Source organism: Flavobacterium sp. (assembly GCF_050696275.1).
Lineage (GTDB): Bacteria > Bacteroidota > Bacteroidia > Flavobacteriales > Flavobacteriaceae > Flavobacterium.
The window spans coordinates 13,996-31,533 of sequence record NZ_JBOGUT010000027.1 but is presented as its reverse complement, the minus strand read 5'-3'; the positions used below and the strand labels follow the sequence as shown (position 1 = coordinate 31,533).

General features: G+C 35.1%; 14 protein-coding genes. All 14 read left to right on the top strand.

Annotated features, from left to right (window positions below; genetic code table 11):
- Positions 1-17: 17 nt before the first annotated feature.
- The 14 genes from ACRDEC_RS13250 to ACRDEC_RS13185 all read left to right on the top strand — a co-directional run bounded on the left by ACRDEC_RS13250 (position 18) and on the right by ACRDEC_RS13185 (position 17,537).
- Entirely contained in the window at positions 18-1,958 is a 1,941-nt protein-coding gene (locus tag ACRDEC_RS13250; RefSeq protein WP_431498838.1) for an alpha/beta fold hydrolase, read from the top strand.
- Between the two features lie 71 nt (positions 1,959-2,029).
- The gene (locus ACRDEC_RS13245) at positions 2,030-3,403 is read left to right on the top strand and encodes a hypothetical protein (protein WP_431498837.1); all 1,374 of its coding nucleotides are present in this window, start codon (positions 2,030-2,032) and stop codon (positions 3,401-3,403) included.
- Between the two features lie 26 nt (positions 3,404-3,429).
- Positions 3,430-4,080, top strand: coding sequence for a 4'-phosphopantetheinyl transferase family protein (locus ACRDEC_RS13240; protein WP_431498836.1), 651 nt, complete (start codon positions 3,430-3,432; stop codon positions 4,078-4,080).
- Positions 4,081-4,409: 329 nt separating this feature from the next.
- Positions 4,410-5,069: a DUF4255 domain-containing protein gene (locus ACRDEC_RS13235; protein ID WP_431498835.1), complete on the top strand. Its 660-nt coding sequence runs from the start codon at positions 4,410-4,412 to the stop codon at positions 5,067-5,069.
- Positions 5,070-5,116: 47 nt separating this feature from the next.
- Positions 5,117-7,042, top strand: a complete 1,926-nt coding sequence (locus ACRDEC_RS13230) for a phage tail sheath C-terminal domain-containing protein (protein WP_431498834.1) — start codon at positions 5,117-5,119, stop codon at positions 7,040-7,042.
- Positions 7,043-7,073: 31 nt separating this feature from the next.
- On the top strand, positions 7,074-7,514 hold the full coding sequence (locus ACRDEC_RS13225) for a phage tail protein (RefSeq protein WP_431498833.1): 441 nt from the start codon (positions 7,074-7,076) through the stop codon (positions 7,512-7,514).
- 5 nt (positions 7,515-7,519) lie between these two features.
- The gene (locus ACRDEC_RS13220; protein WP_431498832.1) at positions 7,520-7,978 is read left to right on the top strand and encodes a phage tail protein; all 459 of its coding nucleotides are present in this window, start codon (positions 7,520-7,522) and stop codon (positions 7,976-7,978) included.
- 9 nt (positions 7,979-7,987) lie between these two features.
- A complete protein-coding gene (locus ACRDEC_RS13215) occupies positions 7,988-8,164 on the top strand; it encodes a DUF5908 family protein (RefSeq protein ID WP_431498831.1) in 177 nt (58 codons plus the stop codon).
- Positions 8,161-8,931 carry a hypothetical protein gene (locus ACRDEC_RS13210; protein WP_431498830.1) on the top strand — a complete coding sequence of 257 codons (771 nt, stop codon included), beginning with the start codon at positions 8,161-8,163 and terminating at the stop codon, positions 8,929-8,931. Before ACRDEC_RS13215 ends, ACRDEC_RS13210 begins: the two co-directional genes overlap by 4 nt.
- A gap of 59 nt (positions 8,932-8,990) precedes the next feature.
- A complete protein-coding gene (locus ACRDEC_RS13205) occupies positions 8,991-10,634 on the top strand; it encodes a phage baseplate assembly protein V (RefSeq protein ID WP_431498829.1) in 1,644 nt (547 codons plus the stop codon).
- 1 nt (position 10,635) lies between these two features.
- Positions 10,636-10,926: a PAAR domain-containing protein gene (locus tag ACRDEC_RS13200; RefSeq protein ID WP_431498828.1), complete on the top strand. Its 291-nt coding sequence runs from the start codon at positions 10,636-10,638 to the stop codon at positions 10,924-10,926.
- Positions 10,927-10,939: 13 nt separating this feature from the next.
- On the top strand, positions 10,940-11,353 hold the full coding sequence (locus ACRDEC_RS13195; protein ID WP_431498827.1) for a GPW/gp25 family protein: 414 nt from the start codon (positions 10,940-10,942) through the stop codon (positions 11,351-11,353).
- A 7-nt stretch (positions 11,354-11,360) separates the two neighbouring features.
- A complete protein-coding gene (locus ACRDEC_RS13190; protein ID WP_431498826.1) occupies positions 11,361-14,510 on the top strand; it encodes a hypothetical protein in 3,150 nt (1,049 codons plus the stop codon).
- Positions 14,511-14,516: 6 nt separating this feature from the next.
- On the top strand, positions 14,517-17,537 hold the full coding sequence (locus ACRDEC_RS13185) for a hypothetical protein (protein WP_431498825.1): 3,021 nt from the start codon (positions 14,517-14,519) through the stop codon (positions 17,535-17,537).
- The last annotated feature ends 1 nt before the right edge of the window (position 17,538 follow it).

The window sequence follows — 17,538 nt, the reverse complement described above, 5'->3', positions numbered from 1 at the left end:
ACATTAAAAAAAGCGTCATGAAATTAAAAACAAAAATCAGTATTATTATTTTTTTATGGATGAGTTTTCTGGGAAGTGTCACGGCTCAAAATATAACGTTTGAAAAAACAGCGCCTCTTTTGCCTCAGTTTAAAGATTCAAATCCGAAAGATATTGTTTGGGGTTATCTGAATGTTCCCGAAACATGGGGTGCAAATGATGGTAAAATGATAAAAATCGCAGTAGCCATTTTAAAGAAAACTTCTAATGTAAAAACTTCTAATGCAGTTGTTTTTATACAAGGAGGACCCGGAGCTGGTGGAATTGTAAATATTTGGTCGTGGTTGGATCATCCGCTTCGAAAGAATAATGATATTATCATGTTTGATGTCAGAGGTACGGGATTATGCCAGCCAAGGTTATCTGAAGATTTGGGCGAAAAATTTTTAGATATTCTGGCAAAGAACCAATCTGTTGAAGAAGATGAAAAACAAAAAGCAGATGCTGCCATGCTATGCAAGCAGGAACTTATCAATAGAGGTATAAACATTGATGCTTATAACAGTCTTTCGGTAGCAAATGACCTACATGCATTAAAATCAGAATTACATTATAATAATTGGAATATATACGGCGTGTCTTACGGAACCTACGTTGCGCAGGTATATGCCAGCAGCTATCCGGCAGATATAAAGTCATTGGTGCTGGATTCCGCTATTTACGATATTTCAACCTACTATGTAGATAATACGGCTAATTATATGAACAGTCTGCATAAAGTATTTGAACTCTGTCAAAAAGATAAAAAGTACAATAAGGAATACCCTAATTTAGAGAAGGTATATTATGAGGTAATCGCTGATCTGGAGAAGAACCCTCTGACGGTATCAGTAGACAAATCAATAGTGCCTTCCGGATCGTTTACATACAATACGGAAGATTTTAAAGTAGCTATCCAACAAGCGTTGTACAACAAGCAGCTGGTAGAAATTATTCCGTTGCTAATTTATCAGTTTCATCAAAGAAAAGAAGAACCATTAGGAAACCTGGTAAGCGCTTTTTCAAATTTGCTGGAAATGGATTATGCTTTATACTATTGTGTGAGCTGCAATGAAGTTCTTCCTAATAATGATTTTGCAAAATACCAGCAAAATGCCGCCCAATTCAAAGGGTTAAACGGAGGGATTTCATTTTATAAATCTGATTTTAAAGTATGCGATGCATGGAATAAAAATCGGTCGGCAACTTCAATGGTACACCATGATATCTCCAATCTTTCTTCGGTTAAATTCCCTGTATTGGTTTTTTCGGGAGAATTCGATCCTATAACACCTCAAACGAACGGGGAAAAAGTAGCAGAAAGATTCATCAATGGTCATAATGTAGAAGCATTAACTTACGGACACGTACCTAGTTTTACTAAAATAGGGAATGATGTGGCGGAAAATTTTATAGATCATCCAGATCAGAAATTGGATGTCAATGCCTTTAAAAATGCCAAAAAAATTAAACTTATCACCGGAGTTATCATCAATAAAGGAATCTCTAAAGCCGGTAGCAGTATAGGTCAATTGGATCCTGTTTTTCTGTTTCCGCTGGCAATTGCCTTGGGAATAATGCTGGTTTTCATCTTTTTGTATTTTATAAAATTAATAAGAAGAAGATATACAACTGTTCAGGATAAAGTAATCAGGACGTGTCTGATTGTTACTTCTGTTTTCGGGCTGGCACTTTTTGGAAGTCTGATTATGGCAATATTAAATGTTTCAGAACAGAATTTCTTTATTTTGGCATTCGGCCTTCCGGAAAATTTCAGCTATGTTTTCTCACTGGTATTTGGATTTTTAGGATGCTTGATTTTAACTTCAATGTATTTCATTTTTACCATCCAAAAAACGGAGGAGAGAGGCATTATTTTCTCAGTAATTTTTTCAAACCTGCTACTGGCTACCTATTTGTTTTATTGGGGAATTATATAAATCCGACAGTAAACACCTTCACCATCTTACGCTTAACAACAAAGAATATAAATAATTAAAATTGTATCGTCATGATAGAAAATATTACGGAAGAATATACAATCCTTTCAGAAAAATTCTCTGAATTCAGAAACAGTAACGAGTTCCCTTCAAGGATTAACACTAATGATGATTTGGTTCCCGACGCATTTAAAAACTATGGATATCCGGTAAATGCATGGCCCATTCTCATTAACAAAGAAATGACGGAACAGCTAAGCGAACTGTCTGTAAAAATCCCAAAATTACTACAGCAAATCCCTTCTTTATATTTCAATAATGATATCGAAAAAATTGCAGACTTTTATTACGAAGGGGATGAAATGATGGCAGAATTAGGGATGATGTGCCACGCCAAAAACCTTGATGTAGGATGCAGATTAGACCTGACGTATACGGAAGATGGGTTTAAGATTCTGGAAGCTAATATAGGATCTTCTTTGGGGGGCTGGCAAATACAAAGCCTGGAATCTGTTATCAGAAAAAATCACCCGCTTTTAATGGATCAGAGCGAAACTCAAAATTATCAAACGAGGAATACATTGCAGATCTATATGAAATTCCTTATTGAGCAGATATTGAAGCAGATAGGAAAAGAAAACCGAACCCTCAATTTATTTATCGATATGAGGGACATGACGGATGAGCTCGAAAAACAGCAAAATATAGATTTTTTTGATAATTTATTTAAACAGGAACTAGCCAAACAAGGGTTAAGTGGAGGAGCATTTACTGCTGATATGAATGAGCTGGAGCTGGTGGACGGAAACTTATATCTTGTAGATACTGTCATTCACAGTTTAATTATTCTGACATTAGATGTTGATATTACTTCGGCAATTTTCAGAGCATTTATAATGGATAAGATTTACTTTCCTGACCATATCGGACTTCGAATGTTAGGCGATAAAAGGAATTTATCTCTGTTGTTGGAATTGGCACAGGCCGAAAAATTCTCTCCGCAAGAAAACACATTGCTATTGAAGCACATTCCCTGGACTTCGTTTATTGAAAATAAAAAAGTAACATTCAGGCAAAAAGAATACGATTTCCCCGAATTACTTCAAAACAATAGAGAGCAATTTGTTATTAAGGCCTCAAGAGGATATCAAGGGAAAGATGTTTTTGTAGGTAAGTTTCTAAATGATGATGAATGGGATGAAGCTATTCAAATTGCCTTAAAAAGCGGTGCTTTTATTGCTCAGGAATTTAGTGATTCAATAGGATTTTCGGCACCAAACGAACAAAACGAATGGACACCTCACAAACTCATTTGGGGATCATTTGGCTTTGGAGATTACTACGGAGGTGTTTGGGTAAGAATGTCTGAAGTAAAACAAAATGCGGGTGTTATTAATTCTGCAACCGGAGCTGTCGAGGCAATAGTATTCGAAATTGCTAATTAATAACACAATAAACCGATTGCTTAAGAATGACACAAATTATATATTCCTATATCTCTGAAGAAAATCACGAGTATCTCATTAAGAATTATCTCAATGGGTTTCCGGAAGATTTTCAGGAAAAAATCATGGGATTTAGAAGATGGCAAGACGCACAGTTATCCTTATTAGGAAGGCTGCTCCTGAATTACGGATTGCAAAAAATGAATAAAAAAGAAAAGGAGGAAAGCTTGAGTTATACGTCTTATGACAAACCTTTTTTTAGCGACAGCAATATCAAATTCAACATATCACATTCGGGAGAAATAGTAGTTTGTGTATTGTCTGAAACGAATGAAGTCGGGATTGATGTTGAAATAATGAATAATATAAACATTCAGGACTTTGAATCCCAAATGACAAAAGCAGAATGGAATAATTTAGTGATTATAGAAAATAAGGCAATTGCTTTCTTTGATTTTTGGACACAAAAGGAAGCAGCAATCAAAGCCAACGGCAAAGGGCTTACCATTCCTTTAAAGTCTTTTGAAGTCATTAATCATCATACCAAAATCAATGATGAATCTTTTTTTTTAAAAGAAATTTTTTTAGATGAAAAATACAAATGCCATTTGGCATTTAAGAATAAAATCGACCTAAATATTGTAGGTCCTGAAAGAGTTTTGATTTGTGATTTATGATAATAATGCCTTTTAGATTAAAAAGCCCAACTGTAAAGTTGGGCTTTTTTTATTTCCGCTGTGACATTAAACAGGACGATTTAATTTAGGAAGGAATGAGTCTTCTGTTTTTGGTATGATGATTAATGATGTTAAAAGAGAAGAGGGAAACGTCCTGATAAAAAAGGGGAAAAATACCCATTTCAAATATGGTTTTTCCGTAAAACACATTGATTATCTTTTAGTTGCTTTGTATTGTGAATGGCATGACTACTTAATGTCATTTGTATTAAAGCCCCCTTTTTTATAGAATATGTTTTTAATAATAAAACTCCAGTTTAGGATAAAAGATGGATTTAAAAATTGTTATAGAGCAACTGAGCAAGCTAATTGATCCAGGAAAGACAGTTATCGATATTACTAATATTGCAACACTTAATGATGGAGATGATTTTTTGGAATCAAAAACTCCAATCGTTTTGTCTATTGTTAATATTGAAGAGGATAAAACGCTAAAAAATCAATCGGTTTATTTAAAAGACACGAATGATCAGACGAATATATCGAGATACAAACATCCGACACAGCATCTTATTATCTCGTTACTATTCAGTTCCTATAATAAAGATTTATCCAAATATCTGGACGGAATCGATAAGTTGAAAAACATCATTGCCTATTTCCAGCAAAACAATTCTTTTTATTATAAAAATGATGATACAGAATTAGTTGACTATACCACTTTTATAGGTAAGACAGAATTGGAAAAGCAAAACTACCATAGAATAACGGTAGAGTTGGTGAGCTTGTCCATGGATCAATTAAATCAAATGTGGTCTTACTTAGGATCTAAATACATGCCTTCAGTATTATACAAAATGAGATTATGTACTGTTCAAAGTACTAATACTACTCAGGAAAAAGTAATCAAGAAAGTTAAAATGGACCTTTGGGAAAACGACAAGGACAACATTATCGGATTGTTAGAAACCCAAGAATTTGAAGAATAATCATTAGTAACGGTAAAATTAAAATATAAACAATAAATAAAAAAGTCATGAATGTAAGTTCTCTTAAAACACCTGGAGTATATATCAATGAGATTGATGCATTTCCTCCTTCAATTGCTCAAGTAGCAACTGCTGTACCTGCTTTTGTAGGTTATACTGAAAAAGGACCTGTGGTTCCTACCCGTATTACTTCTTTTATGGAGTTTGAACAGATTTTTGGCGGAGCACCGGTGCCGGCTTCAGTTGAAGTAGAATTAGACGCGAATCTGATCCCTACTGATAATTGTAAAGTAACTGAAAGCAAATTTAAACTGCATAACAGTTTAAGGCTTTTCTTTAGCAATGGCGGTGGTGTTTGCTATATTGTTTCTGTTGGGGATTATACTTCAAACATTAACAGTGAAACTGATTTTACAGACGGATTGGATTTATTGAGAAAATTTGATGAGCCTACGTTGCTGTTATTCCCTGATGCGATAAACTTAGCGGCTAACAAACTGGGTTTAGTACAGCAGCAGGCGTTAAAACAATGTGCGGATTTGATGGATCGATTTACCATCATGGATGTAAAACAGGATGTAAATCTTATAACTGACAGTCTTAATTTTAGAGATGGAGTAGGAAATCAGAATCTTAAATATGGTTCAGCTTATTACCCTTACTTACAAAGCGCTTTCCCATATACTTTCAGATTTAGTGATATTAACGGTGTGGTTGGAAATAAAGTTAACTTTAAAGGAATTCTCTCCGGAAATATTGCTTTAAAAACGTCTATCGAAGAATTTGAAAAGATCATTGCCGATTATAATACGGTTAAAGCAGCATGGAATCCTTCAGTTGTTGTTCTTCCAATTAATACGGAAGTAAAAGTAAAAGCGCATGTTGATAAATGCTGGACTTTGCTAAAAACGCTTGGTAAACCGGAAGCACCTACTTTGACCAGTGCCAAGTTTGCCACTTTTGCACAAGATCAGGTGACTAACTTTTTGAAAAAACACGCACAGGAATTAGTAGATTTCAAAAAAGCATATGATGGTGACAATCTTAAAAAAACAGATGGTGTTACCAACTTAGACCCTCTAACAGCATTAGATATTAATACAGATTTTAAGAGTGTATGGGGTAATATTTCAACCTATGCAGAATCGGGACCCAATCCATATAAAAATGGTGCAATAAGTGTTGCAGTTCCGCTTAACGGACCTACACCAGCCCATAACGCGCCTGATTTTGTTAAAATCCAGCTGGTGATTCAAAAAATACATGCTTCTATTATTAATTCTATGAATAATGTATTGAAAAGCATGAATGAGCTTTTGTTGTTTGAAGAAAACAATCTTACGTCACAAATTCCATTCTATCCTGCTATTATCGCTAAACTGTCACAAACAATGAATACTGTTCCTCCGTCTGGAGCTATGGCCGGAATTTATGCACAAACAGATGCTACCAGAGGAGTATGGAAATCACCTGCGAATGTAAGTATTAACGGTATTATAGGTCTGACGGATGATATTAATGATGCAGAACAGGAAGATATGAATATCCATGAAACTGGAAAATCTATCAATGCTTTGAGAAAATTCACCGGAAAAGGATTTTTAGTATGGGGCGGAAGAACATTAGCAGGAAACAGTAACGACTGGAGATACATTAATGTGCGAAGATTAGCCAATATGATTGAAGAATCTGCTAAAAAAGCCTGTATGCAATTTGTTTTTGAACCTAATGTGGCTCAAACCTGGGTTAGCGTAAAAGGAATGATCGACAATTACCTGACTACACTTTGGAACGATGGCGCCTTAGCGGGAGGAAAACCGGAACATGCCTTCTTTGTCAGAGTTGGATTGAACGAAACCATGTCGGCACAAGATATTCTTGAAGGAAGAATGGTGGTGAAAATCGGTTACGCTCCGTCGAGACCTGCTGAGTTTATCATATTAGAATTCAAGCAAATGCAACAAAGATCATAAAAACAATCACTAACAATTAAAACATAAAGATATGCCTAATATTGATTTCCCGTTACCAAAGTTTCACTTCAGCGTTGACTGGGGTGGTAGTAAAATAGCCTTTACAGAAGTTTCAGGCTTAAACAAAGAAATGGATGTTATTGAACATCGTGTAGGATCAAGTCCGGAGTTCTTTAAAAAGCAAATGCCGGGACTGCAGAAAAACTCAAGAGTAACCTTAAAAAGAGGGGTGTTTTTGGGGGATAATGAATTTTTCCAGTGGTTCAATACGGTAGCTCAAAATACGGTTGAGAAAAGAACAATCACTATCTCTTTACTGGATGAAAACCATACACCAAAAGTAGTTTGGACCGTAAAAGACTGTTTCATAGTATCACTTAAATGCACTGATCTAAAAGCAGACGCTAACGAAGCAGCCATTGATACTGTAGAAATCGCTAATCATGGTTTTACTGTTGAATATAAATCATAATAGCGATGGCTAGTAATGATCCCATAGTTGGTTTTCATTTTTCAGTAGTGTTTGAATTATTGCCTCAATTTTCAATTGATACAAAATTTCAAAGCGTAAACGGATTAAAAGTGACTATGGAAACAGAGCCTTATACCGAAGGGGGACAGAATAAATTCAAACATAATTTCCCCCTTCGTTCAGGGTATCAGGATTTAGTTCTCAAACGAGGATTAACTTCAGATATGTCAGGATTGTCTATGTGGTGCACTCAGGCGTTGGAAGATTTTATCTTTTATCCAGCCAATCTGATTGTCTCTTTATTGAATGAAAAAGGCAACCCTATCAAAGTGTGGTATATATCACATGCTATTCCGTTGAGTTATGAATTTAGCGATTTTAATGCGGAAGAAAATAAAGTAGTCATTGAAACCATCACTTTGAAGTATAATTTTTTTAAAGAAATCCCTGTCCCTAATTTTTAAAAGTCCCACATGGCAATCGAGATTAAAGAATTACGTATAAAAGTAAACATAGTAGAGAATCCAGATGATTTTCCTAATTCGAGTCAGAAAGTCAGTCCATTGAAACTGCAGGAAATGAAATCGGAAATTGTCAAGGAATGTACTGAGAGAGTAATGGAAAAAATTAAAGAAAAAGCAGAAAGATGATTAAAGGATTATTAGGTATTATCGATAAAATGCGGATTGAGGTCTTTCCTTCAAAAGAGTTTAAAGAACCTGCCGATAAAATTATTTCTGTCCAGCTGAATCCTGAAAAGTACACCATGAAACACAGTGTTGTCTTTTGTGAAGGACAAGCTATGGGAACTACAGGTACTGACTTGAAATTTAATAAAATTGAAGGAGAAGAAGTCAATTTTGAATTCTTTTTCGACAGTTCAGGCATTGTTCCTCCAGGGAAAATAAAGGATGGGAACAAACCCGATTCACCGATGGATGTTGCAGGAGATATCGCTAATGCTTTGAAACCGGCAGTAGTGAATCCTTTTGCTGAGGTAGAAACCGTAGAAAAAGAAGTCAATGAGTTTAAAAAACTAATCATGGGCTACGACGGACAGACTCATCAAACGGCGTACCTGAAATTAATTTGGGGGTCCTACATTCTGAAATGTCGTTTGAAAAGCATGGATATAGAATATTCTCTTTTCAGAAAAGACGGAAGACCTATTAGAGCCAAGGTAAAATGTGTTTTTAAAGAAACGATTGAGTATAAAGAATTAGCTGCTAAAGAAAAGAAAAGTTCTCCTGATCTGACTCACGAAAGGACTATAAAAATGAACGACAGCCTAGTTTTGCTTTCAGAATCGATTTATCAGAATAACACCTTTTATATTGATGTAGCCAAGAAAAACAAACTCTTAAGTTTCAGACAAATAGATTTAGAAAAGAAAATAAATTTCCCACCAATCAGATAGCCAAAATGCCAACTGTTAAACCATTTTACCCTTCCGATACCTTACTAAAACTGGAATTTTTGATTAACAAAAAAAATACCGGATTGGACAGTCTATTGAAAGATGCTACAGTTCATTTTGAATTGAATAAAATCCCTTTTGCAAAATTTACTTTTATTTCTTCCAAGAGAAATCTTGACAAGAAGGAAGAATTGCCTATTGATGTGTTTGTCACAAAACCAGATGAACCGCCCTTAACAATAGAAGTTAATGTGGGTTTCGAAAATAAAATGGAACCTCTTTTTATTGGGATCGTAAAATCAGTTGACTGCCAGGATGAGAACAATCAAAGCATTATAAAAATTGAATGTAAAGACAAAGGTTTTCGTTTAGCACAACCCACAAAAGAGAAAGAAAACAACAATCAGACATTTGAAGATAAACTAACCCTTTTTACTAAAGGATTAACTCTGAGCGATAATCTGCAAGGTCAGGCATGGGGAAAAGAACACATTACCCACAACACTTCAACGGTGCCTTGGGATTATCTTATTGGTTTTTTGGATTCTATAGGTATGCCTGTTTCGCTGAAAAACGGAAATTTTACCGGAGTTGACATTCTAAAAGAGAAAAAAGAGATTACATATCAAGCAGAAAACGGAATCAATGTTTTTGCTTTTGCCGGGAAGAATGATCCGCAAAAAATAAAATCATCAGTAACCATTGAAGGATGGGACATTGAAAAACAAGAAGTAAACAAAGTGACTACCACGCAAAAAGCGGCGGAAAATGAGCACTCAGTTAAATTGAGTCAAATGATATTTGACCTTGCTACCAGAGACAGAATTGCGAATGCTATTCTAATAAAAAGTTTTATGGCTTCCATTACTGGAAAAGTGACTACTTATGGTAATCTGAAAGCTAAAGTTGGAGATTATATTGGATTCAATAAAGTCAATACAGATATCGATACTACAGAAGACAAGCCAAGACCTTTATTGATTACCCAGGAAACACACACTATTGAAGGAGGATGTTGGAAAACAGAATATGCCTTCGGACTGGAAAGTGAAAAATCATTTACTGAAAACACAACAGCTGGAACGAACAACGGTCATGCCGAAGTAGGACAATCCAACAAAGTAAACGGACTGCAGATAGGTGTAGTAACACAAATTGTGGAAGACCCTAACAATCAGTTTAGAATTAAAGTGAGAATGCCTCTTTTATCAGAAAAAGGGGAAGGAGTCTGGGCGCGATTAGCCACACTTAATGCTTCTAATGAAATGGGAAGTTATTTTATCCCGAGCATCGGTGATGAAGTAATTGTAGGATGTCTGGGAAATAATCCTGATACGCCAATTATTCTTGGAAGTTTATACAGCAGCACTAAAATCATGCCTTTTCCCATTGCCGAACAAAATTACCTGAAAGGTTTTGTAACCAAAGAAGGAACAAAAATCATCATGGACGATGAGAAAAAAAGCATCGAATTAAGCACCAAAAAAGGAAATATAATGACCATAAGTGATGATCTGAAAGGATTTGTCATTGAGGATGAAAATAAAAATAAAATCACCTTAAACGACCAAGGTATTACTATTGAAAGCTGTAAAGATTTGAATATTAAAGCCAAAGGAAATATCAAGGTAGAAGGAATGCAGGTGGCTGTTGATGCCTCGGCAAAAATGGATTTAAAAGGAGGAATCATTAATCTGAATTAAAATGGGAGCAGCAGCAAGAAGTACAGATATGCACACCTGTCCCATGTCGGACGGACCAAAACCTCATGTAGGAGGACCTTTATTACCCGGCGGAAACAGTACGGTATTGATTGGCGGATTGCCTGCCGCAGTTGTAGGAGACAGTTGTGTATGTGTTGGTCCAACAGATTCATTGATATTAGGATCTTCATCAGTGCTAATTGCCGGAAAACCTGCAGTTAGAATGGGAGATCCAACAGCTCACGGAGGGATAGTTACCCTCGGTTGTATGACAGTTATAATAGGAGGATAATACATAAAAAATTATGAAAGACAAATCATTTTTAGGAACAGGATGGGGATTTCCTCCCACTTTTAATATTCATTCGGGAACAGTAGAAACGGTTTCTGATGAGGACGATATTTTTCAGAGCCTGCACATTTTACTTTCTACTCAACTCAAGGAAAGAGTAATGCGCTCTGATTACGGATGCGATTTAAGTGCTTTGTTATATGAAAATATCACAGTTACATTATTGACTAAAATTAAGGGAATAATTGAAAGTGCCATACTAAACTATGAACCCAGAATTGATTTGCTGGAGATTGAATTTCATACCGAAAACACCAATAACGGAGTGATCAAGATTGAAATCATTTACAGAGTAAGAGCCACAAATTCCAGAAAAAATTATGTATTCCCTTATTATTTAGAAGAAGGAACATTTGTAAAACAATAAGTTTAAAATGAAAAATTGCAGCGCAATATTATCTATACATGAAGGAATGGGGACTACCCAGAATGATCGAATTAGTCCTGCTCTACAAACTGATTTTTTTCTTTTGGACGAAAGAAAAGAACAAGATTTTATATTGTTTGTACAAAAGCTTTCGCAATATGTAAAATATTATAATGAGTTTGATTTGGTCGATGGGGATTGGTCTGTTTTTTTTCAAAAGGAATCTACTTCCATTCTCATATTAATCGCGAGCTGGAACATCGAATTACTCCAAAATTCATTCGAAAACAAAAAGAATGAAATTTTACTTAATTCTGGTTTTCCTACACAGCAAAGTCTGCTTTTGGCCTATTTTACCCAAATTAAAAAAGAGTATGACAGACTCTTGGAAAAAGCAGATGAACTGGATGATGCCATTTCTGAAAAAGAAAATCTGATTGCCTCTTCTTATTTGATTACAGACAAGTTTACGCTGCTTTTCGGTCAGATAAATGACGCTACAGATATCCCGCCGTTGTTACAAAACTATGTCTTTATGAAAACGGTACAACAGCTCTTCGGATTGCTTTTGTCCTGGAAGAATTTCTCTCAAAATGCCGTCTCGTACCAATTAAATAATTACACCAAACATACACCGCATTACACACTGTTCCTTTCTTTCTTGAAATTAATGAACATTGCCAAAGATAAATTCAATGAGTTTACCAAAAAGCATCTGGATTTCTACTACAAAGACGTGTTGCGAATTGAAAACCAAAATGCCAAACCGGATTATGTACATTTAGTAGTTGAACCTTTTGATGTCAAACCTTTTTTAATCCCGAAAGACTCTATTTTCCTTGCCGGTAAAAATGCTTTAGGCCAGAAAAAATTCTATGCTTCTACGGCTGATCAGACTGTAAATGGGATCAAAATGCATTCTTTTTTAAGTACACACCGCAAGGGAGAACAACATTTTAATACTACTGATTTACTTTCATTTAATGCCAAAAATGACGGCTTTGATGTTTTTACCAATAACAAAAAAGTGTTTAAGGAAGGCTTAATGATTGCGAGTCCAATTCTTTATCTGCAAAGCGGAGAACGAAATATTTATTTGAGAATTAACGATACTAATTTTGAAGCTCTTGATTTTGATTTTTACATCACCGGTAAAGAAAAAATAATTGAAATTACAGAAAGACAGAGTGTGGCTCAAAACAATAGCCCAAGTGTTAAACTCATCAAATTAACGATTCCGGCAACCGAAAAAAGTATCGTTCCTTTTGATCCGAAAATCCATGCGGCGTTTTTAGTGCAATCAGCATTTCCTGTTTTAAAAATTATACCTAAAAACAGAAAAATAATTACTAAAATTCAGAAAATTGAAATTAAGATTGATGTAAAACAATTCAAATCATTTGTTTTGGAATCAGATTTTGGCAACATCGATATTGAAAAGCCTTTTTTCCCTTTTGGAGAGTTTCCTAGAAACGGAAATGGAATTATTTTGAGTTCCAATGAGTTTTTTATGAAGAAAAAGGCAGTTGCTTCTTTAGCAATTCCGATTGTTTGGAAATATGAACAATACGCCAACTGGCTGGTAGACAAAGTCAATGTGTTTCAACTGAACAATGGTTTGTGGAAGAAATGCACAGACGAGTTAAAATCGGCCAACTATTTAGATCCCATTAATAATTATCCATTAAAAGAATATCATTTTGATGAAATTGTTACGGATGCCATTGTCTCTAACGGAAAAATTAGGATTGAACTGAATTATGATTCTTATTATGATGACGATAAATACATGCAGAGTTATATTGCAGCGAGTCAAAACAAAACCAAGCTGCCTTATAAACCAAAAATTAAAGAATTCGTTTTTGATTATTCGGTAAGTGAAGTATTTGATTTTAAGGCCCCTAAAAAGGACAGCAATCCAATAGAAGTGTATCATGTGCTACCGTTTGGTTATGCCAGAAAAACAAGCAGTGGTTTCTATTTTTCTTCCATGGATTCTTTAGAAGGAGAAGTGTATTTAGGCTTTGAAAAGGCAGCAGCTAAAGACGGACTTAATTTTTTAATCCAATTAGAAGAAGGTACTGCCAATCCGCAATTGGAGCCGGCCACTATAACCTGGGAATACCTGCATAATAATAATTGGACAGCATTTGAACCCGATGCTATTGGTGATGAAACTTATTCGCTTACGCAATCAGGACTCGTGTCTGTTTCTATTCCGGAGTTCAGTTCGGTAACCAATACGCAATTGCCACCGCATTTATTCTGGCTAAAAATCTCCGTCTCTAATATAGAAGCGATCTGTAAATTTATTGGAATTCATGTTCAGGCACTGAAAGCTGTTTTGACAGATTATGAAAATTCCGGTGCTGTTTTTTTAGAAAACACACCTAAAGAAACCATCAGCAAAGCCTACGATACAATTACCAGCGTTAAGAAAATTATACAACCGTACGCTTCTTTTGGAGGCAAAATCACAGAACAGGATGATTTTTTATACAGACGAAGCAGCGAAAGGCTACGCCACAAAAACAGAGCCATTACTACCTGGGATTATGAGAGAATCGTTTTGGAAGAATTTCCCGAAGTTTTCCGATTGAAAGCATTGAATCATTACCGATATGACACTAAAATTTCCAATGTTTCTGCGGGTTATGTGACTTTAATCCCTATTGCTAAATCGTCTAATTCGGATAATATTAGCTGGAAACCGCTTCTGAGTCTGAATAAAATGCTTTTGATTAAGGAACGTCTGGGCAAAATAGCTTCTCCGCATGCCAGAATTAATGTGAAGCCACCAAAGCTGGAGAAAGTAAAAATCCAGTTTAAAGTAAAATTCCACCATCAGGAAGGAATGGATACCAGATTGTACATCGCCGAATTAATTAACACCATTAATGTTTATCTGAGTCCGTGGGCTTATGATCAAACGGATGTGAATTTTGCGAATGAAATTGAATTCTCATCCATCATTCAGCTCATAGACAATCAGCCGTATGTGGATTATATAACTGATTTTAAAGTTAGCCAATATATTTTAAATGAAAAGAATGAAGTCGTTGGCGGAGCGATACAAAACTTAAATAAGATCACGCCACAAACAGATTTCACTTTGTTTATTCCTAATGAATCTCATCAAGTACAAGAAATAAAATAGATAATTATGCTGACGGAATACTATATTGAAAAAGACCGAAAATTACTTCCTTCACAAGATTTTCAATTCTTGCTTAAAGAGGGATTAAAATATATTGAACAGTTAGGATCTCAATTTTGGACAGATTATAACCCACACGACCCTGGAGTAACCATTTTGGATGTGCTGTGTTATGCTATTACAGAATTAGGATATAGAGCCGATTTCGACATCAAAGACATTTTGACCAATAAGGATGGTGTCATTGAAAACAACACTTTTTTCTCAGCAGCTTCTATTTTTACCAATGCACCGTTAACGGAAATTGATTATAGAAAACTACTTATAGACATTGAAGGAGTCTCTAATGCTTGGGTATTGGCGACTAAAAAAAGTATTGGTCCTGATGGTTATTTAATTCCTAATGATAATGAAGCCAACTTATACATCAATAAATTAGAAGATAAGTTAAGTTTAAAAAACACCAATAAGGAGAATATTCTTCTGCCAAAATTAGTGCTGAGAGGATTAAGTAAAGTAAAAATCGAATTGGATGAAGATCCTATTTTAGGCGATTTGAACACTTTGGTATTAGAACATTCGTTTTGGAAAAACAACCGATGGGTAAGTCTAAAAATCGTTCCTCAATTTACGAACTGGAACCATCCGGAAGCACAGTTGTTCAAGAAAATGAACAAGCCGTCGAAGATTACTATAGAGAGCGTCAAGAAGGTTCAGGATATTGTTTATGTTATTGTAAATCGATCTTCAAAACCAACAGATTCGCTGCATTTCAGAATTTTTGTGGAAGATGCTAATGAGATTGACGTGACTTTAGATCACTTCGATAATGAGAAAAATGTTTGTGAAATCATTTCCTTATTCGAAAAGAAAAAAGACAAGATTCAAACTGTTTTTTCAACAATACAGATCAAGTTACATCAAAACAGGAATCTTACAGAAGATTATTTGTGTACCGAAATCGTAGAAAAAACTGAAATCGGGATTTGTGCCGATATTGAAATTGAACCCGGAGCCGATTCGATTGAGGTGATGAGTCAAATTCAGATTGCGATTGATAAAATCATAAGTCCGAAGATTAATTTTTACACGCTTTCCCAATTGGTTAACGAAGGGTATCATTCAGAAGATATTTTCCTGGGACCTAGATTAACGCATGGGTTTTTAAAGGATGAAGAAATTGAAAAAGCGCAGTTGGCCAAAGAAATTCACGCCTCAGATATCATTGCGGTTTTAATGGAAGTAAAAGGAGTCAAATCGGTCAAAAATTTATTAATGACTGCTTATAATTCTCTAGGGAAACCTATTCCAAATGCCAGTAACAAGAGTTGGGTTTTAGAACTATCGGGCGATGTCAAGCCGGTATTTGAAGCGAAAAAATCAAAACTTTTACTGTTTCAGAAGAACATTCCATTTTTGCTTACAGAAAACCAATTAATGTTGGTCGAACAAAAAGTAATCATGTATAAAACTCAGTTCAATCAGAGAAAACTGCAAAACAGCAAGAATGATTTTGAGATTGAAAATGGGGATTATTTTGAGTTAAAAAACTATTACAGTATTCAGGATGAATTTCCAGCCAATTACGGTTTAGGAAAGAATTATATTTCAGAAAAAGATACCAATCTCAGAAAATCTCAGGTCAAACAGTTAAAAGGCTACTTGTATTTTTATGAGCAGATTATAGCCGATTTTTTCAGCCAGCTTTATAATGCCAAAGATCTTTTCGATACGAAGCCTTTAGACCAGACGTACTTTCCTGTTTATCTTGAAAAGAACGATTTAACAGGTAAAGAATTTTATTCCAAAAAACTATACTCGAGTCTGTTGGAAGCTAAATTATTAGATGGTGAATCCCTAAACGATGCTTCGTTGTACGAAACAAAAGCTCAGTTTTATGACCGAAGAAATAGGGTTTTAGATCATTTAATTGCCCGATTTTCAGAAAGTTTTAATGACTACGTTTTTATGATGTATCGAGTATCTCATGATACAATGGGAATGGGTGGATTGTCATTTGATTATGAAGATTTAATTGAAGACAAACAAAAATTCATCAACGCTTATCCTGAAATAAGCAGTAATAGAGGTTTAGGAATAGATTATCTGAACGCCGAATTTGTTTCCCCATCATTGCAGTTTAATCCATTCTGGAAAACAGATCATAGAGGAGGATATGAAAAAAGAGCAGCAAAGTTGTTAGGAATAAATGCCATTTCGTTGCGGGATATTGTTACCGAAGATTCTCCGCAAACGCAATGGACAGTGGAAACAGAAAACGAAGATTTTCTTTTCAAAATTGTTTCTCCAGCGGTCGATTTACAGGAAAAATGGGATTGGGCTCAACTGCATTTTTTAGATCAGAATTTATACAAAATTGATAATATAGGGGTTAATTTCTACCTCTATCTTGTAGATGATACGAAGAAAATTGCCCGACTGGACAAGAAATTTACAAATGAGATGGAAGCGTATGCTTATCTGCAAAAAATGATAAAAGCACTCAATATCTATTATGAGAATTTTTACTGTTTGGAGCATATTCTGCTGAGACCATTTAAAAACAGTGTTTTCACCGACGACGATTTATTAACGGTTTGCCTGAACGACGAATGTGATGATGAAGCCAATAATGATCCATATTCATTTAAGGCAACCATCGTTTTACCAGGATATCTTTCTCGTTTTAAAAGTTTGATTTTCAGGAAATATGCCGAAAAAATATTCAGGCAGGAAGCTCCGGCACACGTCTTATTAAAAATATGCTGGGTAAACGCAGAAGACATGCTAGGGTTTCAAACAAAATATAAAAAATGGCTTGAAAATTACAGGTATTATAGATTACAGTTTTGTGAAAATACCTTGACAGCAAGCGGTGAATCAGAATATAAAAAAACATTGCATGAGCTCGTTGCAGCATTAAAAGAGCTCAACAATATTTATCCGGAAGGTAATTTATACGATTGCCAATTAAGCGAATCAAACAACCCTATCATTCTAGGAAATACATCATTAGGAACTTTATAAA

Excerpts from the sequence above, each read along its gene's own strand:
- ACRDEC_RS13250 (WP_431498838.1), top strand. The coding sequence starts at position 18 with ATGAAATTAAAAACAAAAATCAGTATTATTATTTTTTTATGGATGAGT.
- ACRDEC_RS13245 (WP_431498837.1), top strand. The coding sequence starts at position 2,030 with ATGATAGAAAATATTACGGAAGAATATACAATCCTTTCAGAAAAATTC.
- ACRDEC_RS13240 (WP_431498836.1), top strand. The coding sequence starts at position 3,430 with ATGACACAAATTATATATTCCTATATCTCTGAAGAAAATCACGAGTAT.
- ACRDEC_RS13235 (WP_431498835.1), top strand. The coding sequence starts at position 4,410 with ATGGATTTAAAAATTGTTATAGAGCAACTGAGCAAGCTAATTGATCCA.
- ACRDEC_RS13230 (WP_431498834.1), top strand. The coding sequence starts at position 5,117 with ATGAATGTAAGTTCTCTTAAAACACCTGGAGTATATATCAATGAGATT.
- ACRDEC_RS13225 (WP_431498833.1), top strand. The coding sequence starts at position 7,074 with ATGCCTAATATTGATTTCCCGTTACCAAAGTTTCACTTCAGCGTTGAC.
- ACRDEC_RS13220 (WP_431498832.1), top strand. The coding sequence starts at position 7,520 with ATGGCTAGTAATGATCCCATAGTTGGTTTTCATTTTTCAGTAGTGTTT.
- ACRDEC_RS13215 (WP_431498831.1), top strand. The coding sequence starts at position 7,988 with ATGGCAATCGAGATTAAAGAATTACGTATAAAAGTAAACATAGTAGAG.
- ACRDEC_RS13210 (WP_431498830.1), top strand. The coding sequence starts at position 8,161 with ATGATTAAAGGATTATTAGGTATTATCGATAAAATGCGGATTGAGGTC.
- ACRDEC_RS13200 (WP_431498828.1), top strand. The coding sequence starts at position 10,636 with ATGGGAGCAGCAGCAAGAAGTACAGATATGCACACCTGTCCCATGTCG.
- ACRDEC_RS13195 (WP_431498827.1), top strand. The coding sequence starts at position 10,940 with ATGAAAGACAAATCATTTTTAGGAACAGGATGGGGATTTCCTCCCACT.
- ACRDEC_RS13190 (WP_431498826.1), top strand. The coding sequence starts at position 11,361 with ATGAAAAATTGCAGCGCAATATTATCTATACATGAAGGAATGGGGACT.
- ACRDEC_RS13185 (WP_431498825.1), top strand. The coding sequence starts at position 14,517 with ATGCTGACGGAATACTATATTGAAAAAGACCGAAAATTACTTCCTTCA.